General features: G+C 70.7%; 20 protein-coding genes. 9 read left to right on the forward strand and 11 right to left on the reverse strand.

The annotated features are described in order from the left end of the window. Positions 1 to 11 precede the first annotated feature (11 nt). The 8 genes from ACT4N7_RS25465 to ACT4N7_RS25500 are packed head-to-tail and all read left to right on the forward strand — an operon-like array spanning position 12 to position 7,982. Positions 12 to 1,178, forward strand: coding sequence for an acyl-CoA dehydrogenase family protein (locus ACT4N7_RS25465; RefSeq protein ID WP_444831377.1), 1,167 nt, complete (start codon positions 12 to 14; stop codon positions 1,176 to 1,178). Further along, a complete protein-coding gene (locus ACT4N7_RS25470) occupies positions 1,178 to 1,942 on the forward strand; it encodes an SDR family NAD(P)-dependent oxidoreductase (protein ID WP_444831378.1) in 765 nt (254 codons plus the stop codon). Before ACT4N7_RS25465 ends, ACT4N7_RS25470 begins: the two co-directional genes overlap by 1 nt. Continuing rightward, positions 1,942 to 3,141, forward strand: coding sequence for a thiolase family protein (locus tag ACT4N7_RS25475; protein WP_444831379.1), 1,200 nt, complete (start codon positions 1,942 to 1,944; stop codon positions 3,139 to 3,141). The genes ACT4N7_RS25470 and ACT4N7_RS25475 overlap by 1 nt, the downstream gene beginning before the upstream one ends. Continuing rightward, entirely contained in the window at positions 3,141 to 4,373 is a 1,233-nt protein-coding gene (locus tag ACT4N7_RS25480; protein ID WP_444831380.1) for an acetyl-CoA hydrolase/transferase family protein, read from the forward strand. The genes ACT4N7_RS25475 and ACT4N7_RS25480 overlap by 1 nt, the downstream gene beginning before the upstream one ends. Before the next feature lie 29 nt (positions 4,374 to 4,402). Further along, positions 4,403 to 5,314 carry a hydroxymethylglutaryl-CoA lyase gene (locus tag ACT4N7_RS25485; protein ID WP_444831381.1) on the forward strand — a complete coding sequence of 304 codons (912 nt, stop codon included), beginning with the start codon at positions 4,403 to 4,405 and terminating at the stop codon, positions 5,312 to 5,314. 23 nt (positions 5,315 to 5,337) lie between these two features. After that, positions 5,338 to 6,096, forward strand: a complete 759-nt coding sequence (locus ACT4N7_RS25490; protein ID WP_444831382.1) for an SDR family NAD(P)-dependent oxidoreductase — start codon at positions 5,338 to 5,340, stop codon at positions 6,094 to 6,096. Positions 6,097 to 6,098: 2 nt separating this feature from the next. Next, complete coding sequence (locus ACT4N7_RS25495; RefSeq protein WP_444831383.1) at positions 6,099 to 6,872, forward strand: enoyl-CoA hydratase/isomerase family protein; 774 nt, start codon at positions 6,099 to 6,101, stop codon at positions 6,870 to 6,872. A gap of 27 nt (positions 6,873 to 6,899) precedes the next feature. Beyond that, entirely contained in the window at positions 6,900 to 7,982 is a 1,083-nt protein-coding gene (locus tag ACT4N7_RS25500; protein WP_444831384.1) for an LLM class flavin-dependent oxidoreductase, read from the forward strand. A 9-nt stretch (positions 7,983 to 7,991) separates the two neighbouring features. On the opposite strand, the gene ACT4N7_RS25505 is transcribed toward ACT4N7_RS25500, so the two are convergent. From ACT4N7_RS25505 to ACT4N7_RS25525, 5 genes are all read right to left on the reverse strand, one after another. Further along, positions 7,992 to 8,879, reverse strand: a complete 888-nt coding sequence (locus tag ACT4N7_RS25505; RefSeq protein WP_444831385.1) for an SDR family oxidoreductase — start codon at positions 8,877 to 8,879, stop codon at positions 7,992 to 7,994. Positions 8,880 to 8,887: 8 nt separating this feature from the next. Next, positions 8,888 to 9,688, reverse strand: coding sequence for an enoyl-CoA hydratase-related protein (locus ACT4N7_RS25510; RefSeq protein WP_444831386.1), 801 nt, complete (start codon positions 9,686 to 9,688; stop codon positions 8,888 to 8,890). Between the two features lie 42 nt (positions 9,689 to 9,730). After that, positions 9,731 to 10,711: a quinone oxidoreductase family protein gene (locus ACT4N7_RS25515; RefSeq protein WP_444831387.1), complete on the reverse strand. Its 981-nt coding sequence runs from the start codon at positions 10,709 to 10,711 to the stop codon at positions 9,731 to 9,733. A 256-nt stretch (positions 10,712 to 10,967) separates the two neighbouring features. Next, positions 10,968 to 11,480 (reverse strand): DUF2269 domain-containing protein, encoded by a 513-nt coding sequence (locus tag ACT4N7_RS25520; RefSeq protein ID WP_444831388.1) that lies wholly within the window; start codon positions 11,478 to 11,480, stop codon positions 10,968 to 10,970. Between the two features lie 5 nt (positions 11,481 to 11,485). After that, positions 11,486 to 11,626 carry a hypothetical protein gene (locus ACT4N7_RS25525; RefSeq protein ID WP_444831389.1) on the reverse strand — a complete coding sequence of 47 codons (141 nt, stop codon included), beginning with the start codon at positions 11,624 to 11,626 and terminating at the stop codon, positions 11,486 to 11,488. Between the two features lie 92 nt (positions 11,627 to 11,718). On the opposite strand from ACT4N7_RS25525, the gene ACT4N7_RS25530 reads away from it, so the two are divergent. Further along, complete coding sequence (locus ACT4N7_RS25530) at positions 11,719 to 12,297, forward strand: TetR/AcrR family transcriptional regulator (protein WP_444831390.1); 579 nt, start codon at positions 11,719 to 11,721, stop codon at positions 12,295 to 12,297. Positions 12,298 to 12,366: 69 nt separating this feature from the next. Here the strand turns inward: ACT4N7_RS25530 and ACT4N7_RS25535 are convergent, their stop codons facing one another. The 6 genes from ACT4N7_RS25535 to ACT4N7_RS25560 form a co-directional block, all read right to left on the reverse strand. Further along, a complete protein-coding gene (locus tag ACT4N7_RS25535; RefSeq protein WP_444831391.1) occupies positions 12,367 to 14,292 on the reverse strand; it encodes a PA domain-containing protein in 1,926 nt (641 codons plus the stop codon). Positions 14,293 to 14,438: 146 nt separating this feature from the next. Next, positions 14,439 to 15,389, reverse strand: a complete 951-nt coding sequence (locus ACT4N7_RS25540; protein ID WP_444831392.1) for a M56 family metallopeptidase — start codon at positions 15,387 to 15,389, stop codon at positions 14,439 to 14,441. Next, entirely contained in the window at positions 15,386 to 15,748 is a 363-nt protein-coding gene (locus tag ACT4N7_RS25545) for a BlaI/MecI/CopY family transcriptional regulator (protein WP_444831393.1), read from the reverse strand. Before ACT4N7_RS25545 ends, ACT4N7_RS25540 begins: the two co-directional genes overlap by 4 nt. Before the next feature lie 110 nt (positions 15,749 to 15,858). Continuing rightward, positions 15,859 to 16,476: a DUF305 domain-containing protein gene (locus ACT4N7_RS25550; RefSeq protein WP_444831394.1), complete on the reverse strand. Its 618-nt coding sequence runs from the start codon at positions 16,474 to 16,476 to the stop codon at positions 15,859 to 15,861. Between the two features lie 73 nt (positions 16,477 to 16,549). Then, positions 16,550 to 16,945 (reverse strand): hypothetical protein, encoded by a 396-nt coding sequence (locus ACT4N7_RS25555; RefSeq protein ID WP_444831395.1) that lies wholly within the window; start codon positions 16,943 to 16,945, stop codon positions 16,550 to 16,552. Between the two features lie 10 nt (positions 16,946 to 16,955). Continuing rightward, positions 16,956 to 17,236: DUF4396 domain-containing protein (locus ACT4N7_RS25560; RefSeq protein ID WP_444831396.1), on the reverse strand; the 281-nt coding region annotated here is incomplete at its 5' end.

The raw sequence follows: 17,236 nt of genomic DNA on the forward strand, positions 1-17,236 counted from the left end.
GTGGAGGTTCGGTGGACTTCGAGCTGACAGAGGACCAGGCGACGATCCGCAAGGCGGTCGCGGAGCTGGCGGGCAAGTTCGACGACCACTACTGGATGACCAAGGACCTGGCGCACGAGTTCCCGACCGAGTTCTACGAGACGTTCGCGAGCGGCGGCTGGCTCGGGATCACGACGCCGGAGGAGTACGGCGGGCACGGGTTCGGGATCACGGAGGCGTCGATCCTGATCGAGGAGGTCGCGAGGTCCGGCGGCGGGATGAACGCCGCCAGCGCCATCCACCTGTCGATCTTCGGGATGCATCCGGTGATCGTGCACGGGTCCGAGGAGCTCAAACGCCGCACGTTGCCCCGCATCGTCAGCGGTGACCTGCACGTCTGTTTCGGCGTGACCGAGCCCGGCGCGGGCCTGGACACGACGAGGATCACGACCTTCGCCCGGCGCGACGGTGACCACTACGTCGTCAACGGCCGGAAGGTGTGGATCTCCAAGGCGCTGGAGTCGGAGAAGATCCTGCTGCTGACCAGGACGACGAAGCTTGAGGACGTCGCGAAGAAGACCGACGGTATGACGCTGTTCCTCACCGACCTCGATCGCAGCAAGATCGACATCCGGCCGATCCCCAAGATGGGCCGCAACGCCGTCTCCTCCAACGAGTTGTTCATCGACGACCTGCACGTCCCGGTCGAGGACCGGATCGGCGAGGAGGGACAGGGCTTCCGCTACATCCTCGACGGGCTCAACCCCGAACGGATGCTCGTCGCGGCCGAGGCCCTCGGCCTGGGCAGGGTCGCACTCGACCGGGCGGTGAAGTACGGCAACCAGCGCGAGGTGTTCGGCCGCCCGATCGGGATGAACCAGGGCCTGCAGTTCCCGCTCGCCGACTCGCTCGCCCGGCTCGACGCCGCGGAACTGGTGCTGCGCAAGGCAACCTGGCGCTACGACCGGGGCGAGCCATGCGCCCGCGAGGCGAACACCGCGAAGTACCTCTGCGCCGACGCGGGGTTCGAGGCCGCCGACCGCGCCCTGCAGACCCATGGCGGCATGGGCTACTCCGAGGAGTACAACGTCGCCCGCTACTTCCGCGAGGCGCGGCTGCTCAGGATCGCGCCGGTGAGCCAGGAGATGGTCCTGAACTACCTGGGGTCCCACGTGCTCGGATTGCCGAGGAGCTACTGATGCCGGGCTTGGACGTGTTCTCTCTGGCGGGCCGCTGCGCCCTGATCACCGGCGCGGGCAGCGGCATCGGGGCCGCGGTGGCCGAGGCGTACGCGCGTGCGGGCGCCGCGGTGCTCGTGACCGACGTGGACGAGTCCGCCGCGGCGGCCGTCGCGAAACAGATCACGGCGGCCGGTGGCACGGCCGAGCACCACGTCCTCGATGTCCGGGACCGGTCGGCCGCCGACGCCGCGGCCGCCCACGCCGCGGAATTGGCGGGCGGGACAGTGCACGTGCTGGTCAACAACGCGGGCGCGATCGCGCCCGCGATGTTCGCCGACCTCGAAGAGGACGCGTTCCGCCGGGTGGTCGACATCCACCTCGTGGGCTCCTACACGTGCGCGAAGGCCGTGCTGCCGTACCTGCCCGAGGACGGCACCGGCCGGATCATCAACGTCACCTCCGCCGCGGGGCTCACCGGCACCATCGGCCAGGCCAACTACGGCGCGGCGAAAGCCGGTGTCGTCGGGCTGACCAAATCGCTCGCCCGCGAGCTGGCCCGGCGCAACGTCACGGTCAACGCGCTCGCGCCACTGGCCGCGACGCCGATGACGCAGACCATCCGGGACAACCAGAAACTGGCAGCCAAGACGCTGGCCCGCATCCCGCTCGGCCGCTGGGCCGAACCCGAGGAGATCGCCGCGAGCTTCGTGTTCTTCGCCTCGGACGCGGCGTCCTACATCACCGGCCAGGTGCTCCCGGTCGACGGCGGGACGGTCATCTGATGCCGCGCACCACGACGAGTCCCTTCGCCGCGGCGGGCCGCGAGGTCCTCATCGCCGAGGCCGCGCGGACGCCGTTCGGCCGGTCGCACCCCGAGCGCGGCTGGTTCCGCGACACCCACCCGAACACGGTGCTGGGTACCGTCTACCGCGAGCTGCTCACGCGTTCGGGTCTCGCGCCCGAAGCGGTCGAGGATCTCGTGATCGGCTGTACCGCGCCGTTCGGTGAGCAGTCCCGCAACATCGCCCGCAACGCCTGGCTGCACGAGGGCTACCCGCCCGAGGTGCCCGGTGTGGTGCTGGACCGGCGGTGCGGTTCCGCGCAGACGGCCGTCGAGATGGCCGCCGCCCTGATCGGCTCCGGTGTGCACGACGTCGTGCTGGCCGGGGGCGTGGAGCACATGGGCCGGGTGCCCATCGACTCCCCGGCGAAGATCTCCGAACTCTACGGCGAACCGTGGACCCCGCCGATGTGGGAGCAGTACGACTTCGTGCACCAGGGCGAGAGCGCCGAGCTGATCGCGGAGCGCTGGGACATCGACCGGGTGGAGCTGGACGAATTCGCGGTGCGCTCGCACCGGCTCGCCGCGGACGCCATCGCGGCGGGCCGGTTCGCCGCGGAGATCATCCCGTGGGAGCTCGACGGTGAGCGCCGGACGAGCGATCAGAGCGTCCGCCCGGGCACCGACGCGGCGACCCTCGCGGGGCTGCGCACCCCGTTCCGCGCGGAGAACGGCCGCATCACCGCCGGGACGTCCTCGCCGATCTCCGACGGTGCGGCGGGCCTGTTGCTCGCCTCGCGGCCCGCCGTCGAGGAGTACGGCCTGCGCGCGCGGGCGCGCATTCTCGACCAGACCACGGTCGGTGTTGACCCGGTGATCATGCTGACCGGCCCGATCCCCGCGACGCGCGCGTTGTTGGCGCGCAACAGCCTCGCGGTGTCCGACATCGACCTGTTCGAGGTCAACGAGGCGTTCAGCTCGGTCGTGCTGGCGTGGCAACGGGACCTGAAGCCGGACACGGACCGGGTCAACGTCAACGGCGGCGCGATCGCCCTTGGCCACCCGGTCGGGGCCAGCGGGGCGCGCCTGCTGGCGACCGTGGTGGCCGAGCTGGAACGCCGCGACGCGGAGCTGGGCCTGGTCACGATGTGCTGCGGCGGCGGGCTCGGCACGGCGACCCTGGTGCAGCGGGTCGGCTGATGATCGACCTGAGCGGGCACGTCCGGCCGGGCGACGGGATCTGGTGGGGCCAGGCCGCGGCGGAGGCGACACCGCTGGTCGACGCGCTGCTCGACCAGGTCGCGGGCATCGGTCCCTGCCGGGCGTTCTGCGGCCTGACCTGGAACCGCAGGCTCGCCCGCGAGCTGCCCGCCGAACTGTCCATTGTGTCCTACGGCGCGATGGGGGAGCTGCGGGCATTGAGCCGCGCGGGCCTGCTCGACATCGTGCCCGGGCACTACTCGACGCTGCCGCGGCTGTTCGCCGAGGGTGTGCTGCCCCGCGATGTCGGCCTCGTCCAGGTGTCCCCGCCCGGGCCGGACGGGATGTGCACACTCGGGATCGGCGCCGACTACGCGGCCGACGCGCTGCGGCACACCAGAACGCTGATCGGCGAGATCAACCGGCGGATGCCCGCGACGACCGGAACCCCGGGGATCCCGATCGACCGGTTCGCCGCCGTCATCGAGAGCGACCGCCCGCTGCCCGCCGCACCGGTCCAACCTCCCGACGCGGTAGACGAGGCCATCGCCGGGCACGTCGCCGGGCTCGTCGCCGACGGCGACACGATCCAGGTCGGCATCGGCGCGCTGCCCACCGCCATTCTCGACGGCCTCACCGGCCACCGCGACCTCGGCTTCCACTCCGGCCTGCTCACCGACGGGGTTCTCCGACTCGTCGAGAAGGGCGTGATCACGGGGCGGCGCAAGGAGATCGACCAGGGTCTGGTCGTCACCGGGACCGCGATCGGCAGCGCCGACCTCTACGACCGGCTCGGCACCGTGCCCGTGGAGTTCCGACCGGCCAGCTACACCCACGACCCGCGGGTGCTCTCCCGGTTCGGCAGGCTGGTGTCGATCAACTCGGCGTTCGAGGTCGACCTGACCGGCCAGGTCGGGGCCGAGGTCGCGGGCGGTCGCTACCTAGGCGGCATCGGCGGCCAGGCGGACTTCTCCGGGGCAGCCGCCCGCACGGGCGCCCGCTCGATCATCGCGCTGCGCGCGCGGGCGGGTGGCGAGTCGACGGTCGTGGCCGCGCTCCGTGGCGGCGTGGTGACGACCGCGCGGGCGGACGTGGACGTGGTCGTGACCGAGTACGGCGCGGCGCACCTGCGCGGCTGCCCGCTGTCCGAACGAGCCGCCCGGCTCGCCGCGATCGCCGCCCCCGAACACCGAGACACACTCCTGCACGCAGCGAGGAAGGACGAACGATGACACCCCTTGGGTCTACCTCAGGCGGACCAGTGAGCAGGCCGCAGTCGGTCCGCATCCGCGAGGTCGGGCCCCGCGACGGGTTCCAGAACGAGCCGGAGCACATCCCGACCGACGACAAGGTCCGCCTGATCGAGGCACTGGCCCTGGCCGGGTTCACCCGGATCGAGGTGGCGAGCTTCGTCCGACCGGACGTGATCCCGCAGCTCTCCGACGGGGTCGAGGTGCTCCGCCGCGTCGACGTGCCCGAGACGGTCAGCCTGATGGTGCTGATCCCGAACAGCAAGGGCCTCGACAACGCGCTGGCGGTGCGCGAGACCTTCCACGAGGCGGCGATCTTCGTCAGTGCGTCGGAGACGCACAACAAGAAGAACGTGAACCGCACGGTCGAGGAGACCATGGCGGACAACGCCGTGATGGCGAAGCGGATCCGGGCCGAGGCCCTCGCCTGCGCCGCCGTCATCGCCACGTCGTTCGGGTGTCCGTACGAGGGCCGGATCGAGCGGACCCGGGTCCTGGACCTCGCCGAGCGCTTCGCCGAGGCGGGCGCGACCGAGATCGGGTTCGGTGACACCACCGGGATGGCGAACCCGGCCTACGCGGGCGAGTTCTTCGCCGCCGCGCTCGACCGGCTGCCCGGGGTGGAGGTCACCGCCCACTTCCACAACACCCGCGGCCAGGGCCTCGCCAACGCCTATGCCGCACTGGAAGCGGGCTGCACGAGCTTCGAGTCCAGCTTCGGCGAGCTCGGCGGCTGCCCGGTTCCACCGGGGTCCACCGGCAACATCGCCACGGAAGACCTCATCAGCATGTTCCACGAGATGGGTGTCCGCACCGGAGTCGATCTGCGGGCGGTGATCGACGCGGCCCGCCAGGCGCAGACCGTCCTCGGCCGGACCCTCACGAGCCATTCCCTTGTCGCGGGCCCGATCGAGTGGCACTGACCCCCTTGAGCCGAAAGGACAACATGAGCAACCGAGTCGCATTCGTCACCGGCGGCGCCCAGGGCATCGGCCAGGGCATTTCGACCACCCTCGGCGCGCAGGGCTTCCGCGTCGCCGTCGTAGACCTCAACCTCGACACCGCACAGGCGACCGCCGAGTCGATCACCGCCGCGGGCGGCACCGCGCTCGCCGTCCACGCCGACGTCACCGACGCCGCCTCGGTTCAGGCCGCCGTCAAGACGGTCACCGAGGAACTGGGGCCGGTCGAGATCGCGGTCAACAACGCCGGGTGGGACGACTTCATGAGCTTCGTCGACACCACGGAGGAGTTCTGGGACCGCGTCCTCGACATCAACTTCAAGGGCGCGCTGCGCGTCACCCACGCCGTCGTGCCGGGCATGATCGAACGGGGCTGGGGGCGTGTGATCAACATCGGCTCCGACGCCGGGCGGGTCGGCTCGTCCCTTGAGGCCGTCTACTCCGGCGCCAAGGGCGGCATCATCGCCTTCACCAAGACCCTGGCCCGCGAGGTGGCGGTCAAGGGTGTCACGGCCAACACGGTGTGCCCGGGACCGACGGACACGCCCGCCCTGCGCAAGTTCGCGGACAACGCGGGCCAGGACGCGGAGAAGGTCCTCGCCGGGATGACCCGCTCGGTCCCCATGCGCAGGCTCGCCAAGCCCGCGGACGTCGCCGCGGCCGTCGCGTTCTTCGCCTCCGACGCCACCGACTACATCACCGGCCAGACGCTGTCCGTCAGCGGCGGCCTGACGATGGCGTGAGCATGACCGAGGCAGTGAGCTGGACCGACGCCGGTGCGGGTGTCGTGGTCGTCACCATGGACCAGCGGCCCGCGAACGCGCTCGGCCCGCCGATCCTCGACGGGCTGTCCGCGGCACTCGACGCGGCCGACCGCCGGGGCGAGGTTCGCACGATCGTCCTGACTTCGGCGATCCCGGGCTTCTTCGCGGCGGGCGCGGACATCAAGCACATGTCCGCCATCGACGCCGACTCGTTCACCGCCTACGGCGACGGCCTGCGCGGGGTGCTCGACCGGCTCGCCGGATCGGCGCGGATCACGATCGCCGCCGTCGAGGGGCTCGCCCTCGGCGGCGGGCTCGAACTCGCGATGGCGTGCACCCTGCGGGTCGCGGGCGCCGACGCGAAGTTCGGTCTGCCCGAGGTCCGGCTCGGGCTCATCCCAGGGGCGGGCGGCACGCAGCGCCTGCCGCGGCTGGTCGGGCGCGGCCGGGCGATCGACATCATGACCACCGCTCGTCAGGTGCCCGCGGACGAGGCCAAGGCCATCGGTCTGGTCGACCGGCTCGCCGACGCCTGCTCGGCTCGCGAGGCGGCCCTCGACCTCGCCGGGCAGCTCGGCGCCATGTCGCTGCCCGCCCTGGGCGCCGTGATCCGCACCGTCGACGCGGCGTTCGACCTGCCGCTGGACGAGGGCTTCCGGTACGAGGTCGCCCAAGTGCAGGAGCTGTTCGAGTGTGGCGAGGCCAAGGAGGGGATCACCGCGTTCCTGGAGAAGCGGGCCTCGAGGTTCGGCTGACCACCCACAACGACGACCGGAGGGGCGATGGAGCGCGACACGGCTGGGCTCGGCCGGTACGGGCTGACGATCTTCAGTGCGGGTCGGGGAGCCGAGCGGTTCCACCGCGCGGCGGCGCTCGCCCGCGCCGCGGAGGACGCGGGCTTCGGCGCGGTCTGGACCGGTGAGCTGTACAACCGGTCCGCGACCATCCCGATGGCGCTGCTCGCCGCGGCCACCAGCCGCGTTCGGATCGGCTCGAACATCGCCTACGGCGCGGGCCGCTCGCCGATGATCTGGGCCGCGGAGGCCCGCGACCTGGACGAACTGTCCGAGGGCCGGCTCGTCCTCGGCCTGGGCAACGGCACCCGCGGGATGCTGGAGAACTGGCTCGGCGTGAGCGGCGACGCGCCCGCCGCGCGCATGGAGGAGCTCGTCGAGGTCCTGCGGAAGCTGTGGCGCCTGCACGCGGGACCGGTGCACCACGACGGCCGCTTCTACCGGCTCCACCTGGCGCCGACCGCGGACACCCCGCCACCGTTCCAGGCGCACCTGCCGATCTGGACCGCCGGGGTCAACCCGCGGATGGTCCAGGCCGCCGGGAAGGTCGCCGACGGACTCGTGTGCCATCCCATGACGACCGCCGAGTACCTCGCGGAGGTGATCCGCCCGGGGCTGGCCGCCGGCGCGGACGCCGCCTGCCGCACCCTCGACGGGTTCGTGGTGAAGGGCATCCGCATGTGCGCGGTGGACGAGGACGAGCAGGCCGCGCGCAGGCAGATCGCGTTCGCCATCGCGCAGTACGCACCGTCGCGGGTGTACGACCGGCTGTTCGCGATCCACGGCTGGAGCGCGCACCAGGACCGGATCCGCGCGGCGGCGAAGAACCGCGACGGCGCCGCGATGGCCGACGCGGTGCCGGACGAGGCGATCGACCGGATCGCCATCGCGTGCACCCCGGACCGGTTCGCCGAGCACGCCGCACGGCACGCGGCCGACTTCGACCACCTGAACCTGGTCGCGCCGGTGTGGGGCCTGTCGGCCGAGGAAGCCGAGGACGGGACCAGACGGATCCTGTCGGCGATGACCACGACCCGGGAAACCGCACCGATGAAGCCCGCGATTCCCTGACCCGCTGTGTCAGGAGCGCTGGGACTTGGTGGCCGCCGTCGCGGCCTTGCTCTTCTCCCGGATCGCGGTCCAGTCCTCGGGGGAGAGTGCGGCCAGCCCGGCGAAGGTGCCGGGACCGGCCAGCATCTGGCCGCCGTCCATCGCGATGGTCTGCCCGGTGAGGTACCGGCAGGCGTCGGACAGCAGGAACATCGTCAGGTTCGCCAACTCCTCGACGGTGCCCATGCGCCCCATCGGGATCTGTTCGGCCTGGGTGGCGCCGACCGAGCTCTTGTCGGTCGGGTTGAGCATCTCCCAGGCGTAGTCCGTGGGTATCGGCCCGGGGGCCAGCGCGTTGAGTTGGATGCCGTACTTCGCCCACTCGACCGCGAGCGACATCGTCATCGAGTGCACCGCCGCCTTGGCCATGGCCGCGGGCACGACGAAGGCCGAACCGGTCCACACCCATGTCGTCAGCATCGAGAGCACACTGCCCGGCAGCTCCTCGGCGATCCACCGCCGCCCCGCGGCGTGCGTGGTGTGGAACGACCCTTTCATCACCGTGGCCGTGACCGCCTCGAACGCCCGGGGCGAGAGCGACTCGGTCGGCGCGATGAAGTTCGCCGCGGCGTTGTTGACCACACCGGTCAGCGGGCCGTGGTCGGCCCACAGCGCGCCCATCGCCTCGTCGACGCCCGCACCGTCGCGCACGTCGACGGACTGGAAGTGCACGGAGCCCGGCCGCGACGCCGACGCCTCGGCGGCGGCCTCCTGGAGAACGCCTGCCCGCCTGCCCCAGAGGTGGACCTGCGCGCCGTGCTCGACCAGGTGCCCGGCGACGCCGCGACCGAGTCCGGTGCCACCGCCCGTGATGAGAATTCGCTTGCCGTCGAGCAGATCCGGCGCGAACACAGACATGATCCGCCTCAGTGGGTGCGGTGGCTCGCGAAGTCGGGCGTGCGCTTCTCGTTGAACGCGGCGATGCCCTCCTGCGCCTCCGCGGTCTCACCGAACAGCTTGAGGCTCGAATAGGCCATCTGCCCGATGCCCGCGAAGTGCTCGGTGTCGGCGTTGAACGACTGCTTGAGGACCTTCAACGCGGTGGGGGAGAGCCGCAGGATCTCGTCGGCCCACTCGCGGACCTCGTCGCGGAGCCTGCCGGGCGCGACGACCTTGTTCACCAGGCCCCACGCCTCGGCCTGCGCCGGGCTGTACTTGCGGCACAGGAACCAGATCTCCCGCGCCCGCTTCTCGCCGATCGCCCTGGCCAGCAGGCCGGTGCCGAAGCCCGCGTCGAACGAGCCGACCCGGGGCCCGTTCTGCCCGAAGACCGCGGTGTCCGAGGAGATCGTGAGGTCGCAGAGCAGGTGCAGCACGTGTCCGCCGCCGATGGCGAACCCGTTGACGGCCGCGATCACCGGCTTCGGCACGTCCCGGATGACCCGGTGCAGCGAGTCCACTTCGAACAGTCCCGTCTCCGACGGGCCGTAGTCCCCGGTCTCCATGCGCTGCTTCTGGTCCCCGCCAGTGCAGAACGCCTTCTCACCCGCACCGGTCAGGCACACGACGCCCACCTCGTCGTCGCCCCAGGCCAGCTTGAAGCTGTGCACCAGCTCGTCGACCGTGCGAGCGCGGAACGCGTTGTAGCGCTCCGGCCGGTTGATGGTGATCCAGGCGAGGCCGTTGTCGACCTCGTAGGTGACGTCGGTGAACTCCTGGGGCTTCATCGCTGACCTTCTTCCTCATCGGTGGTGACGCTGTTCGTGGCGTCAGTCGTGGCTGAGCACGATCTTGCCGAATCCCGTGCCCTGCTCCAGCCGTTCGTGCGCCCGGTCGGCCGCGTCGAGCGGGAACACCGTGTCGATGACCGGCGGCGCCACCCGCGTCGTGTCCATCATGGACAGCAGACCGGCGAAGTCCCTCGGGCTGCCCATGGTGGTGCCGAGCAGGTCGTACTGTCCAAAGTAGAACGACCGGATGTCGAGGTCCGCGCGCTCGGCCAGGCTCGCGCCGAGCACGACCAGCCTGCCGCCGGGGCGCAGCGCCCGCACCGACTCCGGCCAGCGGCCGACGGAGTCCAGCACCAGGTCGAACCCGTGGCCGCCGGGAGCGGACTCCCGCGCTGTGCTCACCCAATCGGGTCCGGTGTGGCCGACGCCGTCGCTCGCCCCGAGCGCCCGCGCCCGCTCGATCTTCTCCGCCGACGAGGACGTGACCACGACCCGCGCACCGGCGGCGGCCGCGAGGGACACCGCCATCGTCGCGACACCGCCACTCGCGCCGAGCACCAGGACGGACTCGCCTGCCGTGAGCCGCCCACGCGTGAACAGCGCGCGGAAACATGTCACGCCCACCAGCGGCAACGCCGCCGCCTGCGCCCAGTCGAGCCCGTCGGGTTTGGGCACGACGCACTCCTCGGGCACCCGGACCAGCTCGGCGTAGGTACCCGGCGCGTGGTCACCGAGAATCTCGAACCCCGGGCCCGGCGCGCTGTTGTCGGCGCCCCACCACAACGAGGGCAGGATCATCACCGGCTCCCCGGTGTCGACGCGCTCGCCCGCGCCGTCCGCGCCGAGCACATGCGGCACCGGCGACCGGTACTTGCCCTGCCTGACGAGGACGTCGTGCCAGTTCAGCGCGCTGGCGCGGAGCCGAACCACGACCCAGCCGCGTTCGGCCACCGGATCGGGGAAGGTACCGAGTCGGAGCACGCTCGCCGGTCCGAACTCGCGCAGGACGACCGCCCGCATCAGCCGCAACCGGCAGGCGCGCGGTGCCCGCCGAGCGCCTGCGTCCCGGGTGCCGGGCAGATCGAGGCGGGCTGTCTCATCGCCGCATCGCCGCGCACCACACCTGGGACGCTCTCCCTTGGACCTACTCGCACGACGCGCTCCTCGACCGGCCACCTGCCTTTCCGTCACCTTATTTTGGTCAGACCATAAAATCAAGCGGCCAAAGCGGCCCTGCGTGCGGGCGCGCATCCTCCCTGGCGGGAACAGTGGGTGGCTACCGTCGCGGTTGAGTGTGCCGCGAGTGTTGTTTGCGTTGTCCGTAGCTGGTTCTTCCCGGCGGCTTGACGATCGACAGTGTCGCGGCCGCGAGCAACAGCAGGAGCGCGGCGGTTGCGTGCATCACCACCGAGGGGGTCCGCAGCGCGTCGGGGTCTGATCCGTCGAGGGCTGTGTCGGCCAGGTAGCCGAGTGTGCGGGTGTAGACGAGCAGGATGGCGGTGGCGACGACGGTGATCAGGAGTTTGATCAGGACCCAGTAGTGCCGAAACAGGCCCCAGGTGGTGCCCAGTGCCTGGACGAGACCGGTGAGCAGCGACGCGATGCTCAGCGGGACGAGGACGTACCAGCCGGTCAGGTCCATCGCGAGGTACGCGGCCCGCACGACTTGGGCGTCCTGGCTGGTCCGGCCCGCGATGGCGAGTGCCAGGACGCAGAGGACCGCGCCGAGCCAGCCGACCGAGGTGGTGACGTGTGCGGTGAGCGCCACCTTGCGCAGGCGGGGTCGCATGACCGTCACGACAGGTGGCGACTGGGGCCGTGGCCGTCGGTGAGCAGCAGGATTCCGATCACCAGGACGGCCAGAACGGCAGCGGTGAGCAGAGTCAGCCGCACCCAGCGCGGCATGCCGGTGTCACCGGGGGTCGGGTCGGCCATGGCGTCCTCCTGCTGCGGCGGATTGTTTTCGAGACACTGTGTCTCTTTGGCGAGCATACTGTATCGAGGTCGTCGTCGCGTACGCTACGTGGGTGCCGAAGCTGTGGAACGAGACGATCGAGGCGCATCGGCTCGCGGTGCGCGACGCGATCCTGGACACCGCGGCCGCCCTGGTGATCGAGCGCGGGCTGCTGGCGGTGACGATGTCGCGGATCGCCGAGGACGCGGGCATCGGACGGGCCACGCTGTACAAGTACTTCCCCGACGTCGAGGCGATCCTGCTCGCGTGGCACGAACGGCAGATCGGCGACCACCTGGCCCGACTCGCCGACGTCGGAAGCAGGCCGGGTGAGCCGGGCACGCGTCTCGAAGCCGTGCTGGAGGCGTACGCGCTCATCACCCACGAGTCCCACGGCCGCCACGACGCCGGACTCGGCGCCTTCCTGCACCGCGGCGACCACGTCGCCCACGCGCGGCACCAGCTCCATGACATGGTCCGTGACCTGCTGGTCGAGGGCGCGCGGACCGGCGACTTCCGCGCCGACGTCGCCCCCGACGAACTCGCGGGCTACTGCCTGCACGCCCTCGCCGCGGCGGGCGGCCTGCGGTCCAAAGCCGCGGTCCGCAGGCTCGTCACGGTGACTCTCGCCGGATTGCGACCCCCGCACTGACACTGCCCGCCAAGGGACCGGGCGGGTTGTCCGAAGTGGACAGCCCGCCCGTGCCTTGTTCCGTGGTGGTCAGCCGTCGTAGTGGAATACGTAGAGGCCGTGGTCGCGGTCACTGGCGAGGACGTACTTCTCGCCGGTCTCGTCCTTCCAGACTTCGACGCCCCAGAAGTTGTTGCCGCCCTGGTCGATGAAGGCGCCGACTTCCTCGATGCCGTTCTTGCCGTACTGCACCACGCGGAATCCGGCCGCGTAGTAGGAGAGGTAGGCGATGTTGCTGTTGTCCGGGTCCATCGCGACCTCGTGCACCGAGAGGTCGCCGAATCCGGTGGCGTAGGCGGGATCCTGTGCCTCGGGCACGCTGTAGGTGTCGATCTGGGTGATCGACCCGGGCAGCCCGCGCTTGTTGGGGATGTCGGTGCCGAACAGCCGCACGTAGCCCCAGCCGTCGAACACGGCGCGGATAGTGGTGGATTCGCCCGGGGTGCCGAGCGCGGGTGTGGACGTGGTGCAGGCGTTGGCCTCGGTGACGCCCGGGACGCCGAGCAACTGCAGGCCGGTCACCCGGTTGACGAACACGAACGGGATGTTGCCTTCAGTCAGCATGGTCAACCTGGACAGGCAGTCCGGTCGCACGTTCTGGAACACGATGCCCGAGGTGTATCCCTTGGCCACGACGGCATCGAGTTTCGTCTGGAAGGTGCACACACCCCGCTCGATCAGCGCGGTGCCGGTCCCCGCGGGCACCGCGGCGGCGTCACAAGCCTGGCCGACCAGCGTCACCGGGCCGGTGATGGTGGTGTCCTGGTCGATCGGCGGCGTGTCGCTGGCCTGTGTCGCGGTGTAGGCGGTGCCCGCGTACTGACCGGAGTCGATCGTCGCGGTCACCCGGAACGGGTTGAAGTCCTCGTCCGTGCCGAGCAGGAACTTCTTGTTGGGCGAGAGTTCCGACTGGTGCGCATTGCCCTCCGGGGAGATGGACTCGCCGCGAGCCAGGCGCTCCTCGTCCAGCGCCGCGTAGTCGGACTCGGCGATCAGGGTGACCTTCCCCGGCCGCGGGTCGGTGACGTCGAGCAGCACGTACCCGCCGTCCCAGTAGTTCACGTTCATCACGTACCGCTGACCGATCTTGGTGACCATCATGTCGTGGCTGAACACCGAGGTCAGGTTCGACGGGCTCGCCTGGTCGACACCGAACACCGCGCCGAGGTCGAGTTCGTCGTTGACCATCACGGGGCGGTACGGGTCGGTGATGTCCATGATGTCGACGTCGGCCGCCTCTTCGTCGTCGACGAGCGCGACGTAGGTCTTGCGGTCGAAGTTGTTGGTCCACATCCGCATGCTGTGGGTCTGGTTCGGGGCGGGGTCGATGCCGCCATCCGGGTTGGTGACGTCGCCGACGTGCAGCGCGATCGGCTGGGGGTCGCGCGGGTTCGACACGTTCCACAGCGAGATGCCGCCCACGTTCGGCGGCGGCGGTGTCTGGCCCGGGCAGGTCTCGTTCTGGTGGATCAGCAGGTCGCCGTCGAAGAAGGCGTTGCTCACGTGCTCGACCTGGATGCCCTCGCCCGCGTAGGAACCCGCGCTGGTGGGGATGAAGGCGTCGAGGACCTCGGTCGGGCTGGCCGGGTTCGAGATGTCCATGACGTGCACGCCCGCCCGCTCGCAGGTGGGCTCCCGGAACGCGTTGAGGTAGGCGTAGTCGCCGAACGCGGTGACGTCGGCGACGCGTCCGACGTTGCCCGCACCGGAGGGATTGGTGACCGCGGCCTTCCCGACCAGGGTGACGTTGTTCCGCACGGGCGGCAGGTGCCCGCCCGTGCCGTCGTGCTGCTTGTACATACCGTCGGCGACACCTTCGCCGGGGAAGTCCTCGCGGCCCCCGCCGCCGTGGTCGGGATGGGCACTCGACACACCGGCCGCCATCGTGCCGAGCAGCAGGGTGACCGCGCTCAGCAAAGCTGTTCGACGCAGTTGTAAGCGTCGTCGTCCACGCATTGTCGCCTCCGGGTGAGATCACGGCAGATCCCCAGCGGGGTGACGCTATGTGGACACTAATCCGCTTAGTAGGGCCGTTGTGCCCCGGCCGAAACCGCACGGGAAGCGAACCGTGTCCGCCCCGCCGTCCACCGGCCGGGCTTCCGCTAGCCGGCGGTCGGGCAGGACACCAGCGCCATGACGAGCAGGCCGAACACCGCCATCGACAGCGGAAGGGTGACCGCGACCGCGGTGGCGACACCGAAGGACACCGCCCGGCGCAGCCTGCCGCGCCGGGACGGGTGGTCGAGCCGCGCCAGCCGGAGGTCGACATCGCTGCCCGCTATGGCGAGAGCCGTTGGCGGAACGGTGGTGTGGCTGACGTGGACCAGGGCGGATCGGACAGCCCCTGCGCCGCAGGCGCGCACCGCCAGCACGTCGGCACTGAGTTCGGCGAGCAGCCGAAACGCCGCGGGCGCCGCGCGCAGCAGGGGGATGCCGGGCAGTGCGGCCGCGAGCGTGTCGGCGCAGGCGATCAGCAGGTGGTGTCTGCCGCGTAGGTGCGCCCGCTCGTGTGCCAGCACCGCCCGCACCTGCGCGGGAGTCAGTTGCCGTGCCAGGGCCTCGGTCGCGACGATGACGCCGCGCCCGCCCGCGAGGCTGAATGCGAGTGGCTGGTCGTGCTCCAGCCAGAGGGTGAGGTGCCTGCCTTCCTCGCTGCGGGCGCCGACGCTCAGCGCGGCGACGTGGGCCTGCCTGGCTCGGCCGCGCCGCCGAGCCGATCGCAGGCCGATCAACGCGAACCGGACCGCCAGGATCGTCAGCAGGGCGATACCGACGAACCCGGCGAACTCTTCGGTCCGCGGTGCGGCGCCGTGCGACAGCGACTCCATGCAGTGGGCTATCGAGGCGAGGACGGCCGTGGTCGATCCGTGATCGGGAACGAGCAGCAGGACGATTCCCGCCGCGATAGTCGCCAGAGCGCCCAGGATCACCATGAACCACGCGGTGAACAGGACGAAGGGGTCCGTTCGGGTCGCGCCGAGCGCCCGCAGCCACCGCGGCGCGCACCAGCCGGTCAGGGCGGCGCCCAGGAACATGGCGACCGCGACGGTCATCGCCGGGGCGGTTTCTTCCGCAACCCGCGGCGCAGGGCCTCGGATTCGGACTCGGTGACCGACCTGGCGAAGTGCAGCAGCACCGCTTCGGGGTCCCCGGAGTGGTCGATGATCTCCCGCAGCGACCGCGCCCCCACCTCGGCCCGGCTGAACGCCGGTCGGTAGTAGTAGGCCCGATCGTGCATTTCCCGCTCCACCCACTGCTTGCGGTGCAGGATGTCCAGCACTGTCATCACCGTGGTGTAGGCGAGGTTCTTGCCGGTGTCGAGGCGTTCGAGCACCGTCCGCACCCGGACCGGTTCGTCCGCGGCCCACAACACGTCCATGATCGCTGACTCCAGCCCGCCGAGCCCGTACATCCCCGACCCCCTCCTTTTCGGATCGCAGCGTACCCGGGTCGCCGACCGTGTTCCGTCGACTAACCCGGGTGGTGGGGGCGGCCCCCCCGGCGCCCCCCCCCCGGCCGCCGTCAGGACAGAATCAGGTCCTGCATCTCGGTGATCTCCGCCTGCTGACCGTCGATGATCGCTCGGGCGAGCGTCTTGGCTTCGCTGCTCTGCCCCTTGTCCAGCTCCGTGTTGGCCATCTCTACGGCACCTTCGTGGTGTTTGATCATCATTTCCAGCCACCTGCGGTCGAACTCGACTCCGGTGGCGGCTTCGAGCTGGTCCATCTCGTCGGCGGTCATCATCCCCGGCATCGATCCGTGGCCGGACCCGTGGTCCATCCCCGGCGACTGCGCGGGTGCGGTCGCTCCCCACCTGGTGAGCCAGTCCCGCATCTGGTTGATCTCGGGGTCCTGCGCCTTCTCGATGCGGGCCGCGAGGTCGAGGACCTTCGGGTTGGTGGTGCGGGACGGCGCCAGCCTGGCCATGTCCAATGCCTGGCTGTGGTGCGGAATCATGTCCTGGGCGAAGGCGATGTCCTGGTCGTTGTGGTCGCCCTGCTGCCCGGCGGCGGCCGGAGTGCTCCCAGTGGATCCGCCGTGCTGCATGCCCGGCGTGGCGTGGTCGCCACTGCCGCAGGCGCTGAGCAGGGCGGCCGCGGCGACGGCGGCGATCCCTGCACGAATGGTCGAGACAGTCATGCTGTGTCCTCACAGGTCTGATGGTTTGCGTTCGCGAATCAGCTCGCCGAGGTGAAACCGGCCAGGTGAACGCTCACAGCCGAAGAACGCAGACCGTGGAGAGCAGATGTCGTCCGGCGAGTGGCCGTCGCGGAACCGGGCGGCAGGCGATGATCGTCATCGCGGGTGGATGCGGCCGCGTCCTGGACGTGTGCAGCAGTGTGCCGATCAGCAGCGCCGCCACACCGCCGAGTACGGCGAGACACAGGTGTAGCAGGCCGTGGTCGGAGTGCGGATCGCGCGGCTGATCACTTTCGGACGGGTGGTCGATCGGGGCCGGGGCGCCGTGTCCGTCCATAGCCGATTGCGCCACGGCCACGGTCTCGACCCCGGTGGAAACGGGGCCGAGATGGTGCATCCCCACGACGCCGAGCGCGAGGGCACACAGCAACAGCCACCGCAGCAGCGTGCCGTGCGCCCTCGCCTCCATGCTTGTCACTTTATCCCGCGTGGACGGCCGCGTGGCCGAGTCCGCGGCCGATCATCCACCGGTTGATCGGCCAGGTGACGACGAACGCGACACCGAGGGCGAAGGCGAGCGCGGCCCAGAACAGCCAGCCGGTCACCCCGGCGTCCATCGCGCCGGGGATGGCTACCATCACGGCGTTGTCGACGATCTCCATGACCGCGATCGACACCGTGTCCGCCGCGAGTGCGACCTTGACCGCCTGCCGGAGGTCGACGCCCGCGCGCAGGACGCCGCGCATGGTCAGGGCGTAGC

It is taken from the genome of Actinokineospora sp. (genome assembly GCF_052390155.1).
Classification (GTDB): Bacteria; Actinomycetota; Actinomycetes; order Mycobacteriales; family Pseudonocardiaceae; genus Actinokineospora.

Excerpts from the sequence above, each read along its gene's own strand:
- ACT4N7_RS25475 (WP_444831379.1), top strand. The coding sequence starts at position 1,942 with ATGCCGCGCACCACGACGAGTCCCTTCGCCGCGGCGGGCCGCGAGGTC.
- ACT4N7_RS25490 (WP_444831382.1), top strand. The coding sequence starts at position 5,338 with ATGAGCAACCGAGTCGCATTCGTCACCGGCGGCGCCCAGGGCATCGGC.
- ACT4N7_RS25540 (WP_444831392.1), bottom strand. The coding sequence starts at position 15,389 with ATGACCGTCGCGGTCGCCATGTTCCTGGGCGCCGCCCTGACCGGCTGG.
- ACT4N7_RS25480 (WP_444831380.1), top strand. The coding sequence starts at position 3,141 with ATGATCGACCTGAGCGGGCACGTCCGGCCGGGCGACGGGATCTGGTGG.
- ACT4N7_RS25515 (WP_444831387.1), bottom strand. The coding sequence starts at position 10,711 with ATGCGGGCGGTCGTCCTGCGCGAGTTCGGACCGGCGAGCGTGCTCCGA.
- ACT4N7_RS25500 (WP_444831384.1), top strand. The coding sequence starts at position 6,900 with ATGGAGCGCGACACGGCTGGGCTCGGCCGGTACGGGCTGACGATCTTC.
- ACT4N7_RS25535 (WP_444831391.1), bottom strand. The coding sequence starts at position 14,292 with ATGCGTGGACGACGACGCTTACAACTGCGTCGAACAGCTTTGCTGAGC.
- ACT4N7_RS25525 (WP_444831389.1), bottom strand. The coding sequence starts at position 11,626 with ATGGCCGACCCGACCCCCGGTGACACCGGCATGCCGCGCTGGGTGCGG.
- ACT4N7_RS25495 (WP_444831383.1), top strand. The coding sequence starts at position 6,099 with ATGACCGAGGCAGTGAGCTGGACCGACGCCGGTGCGGGTGTCGTGGTC.
- ACT4N7_RS25520 (WP_444831388.1), bottom strand. The coding sequence starts at position 11,480 with ATGCGACCCCGCCTGCGCAAGGTGGCGCTCACCGCACACGTCACCACC.
- ACT4N7_RS25510 (WP_444831386.1), bottom strand. The coding sequence starts at position 9,688 with ATGAAGCCCCAGGAGTTCACCGACGTCACCTACGAGGTCGACAACGGC.
- ACT4N7_RS25470 (WP_444831378.1), top strand. The coding sequence starts at position 1,178 with ATGCCGGGCTTGGACGTGTTCTCTCTGGCGGGCCGCTGCGCCCTGATC.
- ACT4N7_RS25555 (WP_444831395.1), bottom strand. The coding sequence starts at position 16,945 with ATGGAGGCGAGGGCGCACGGCACGCTGCTGCGGTGGCTGTTGCTGTGT.
- ACT4N7_RS25545 (WP_444831393.1), bottom strand. The coding sequence starts at position 15,748 with ATGTACGGGCTCGGCGGGCTGGAGTCAGCGATCATGGACGTGTTGTGG.
- ACT4N7_RS25505 (WP_444831385.1), bottom strand. The coding sequence starts at position 8,879 with ATGTCTGTGTTCGCGCCGGATCTGCTCGACGGCAAGCGAATTCTCATC.
- ACT4N7_RS25550 (WP_444831394.1), bottom strand. The coding sequence starts at position 16,476 with ATGACTGTCTCGACCATTCGTGCAGGGATCGCCGCCGTCGCCGCGGCC.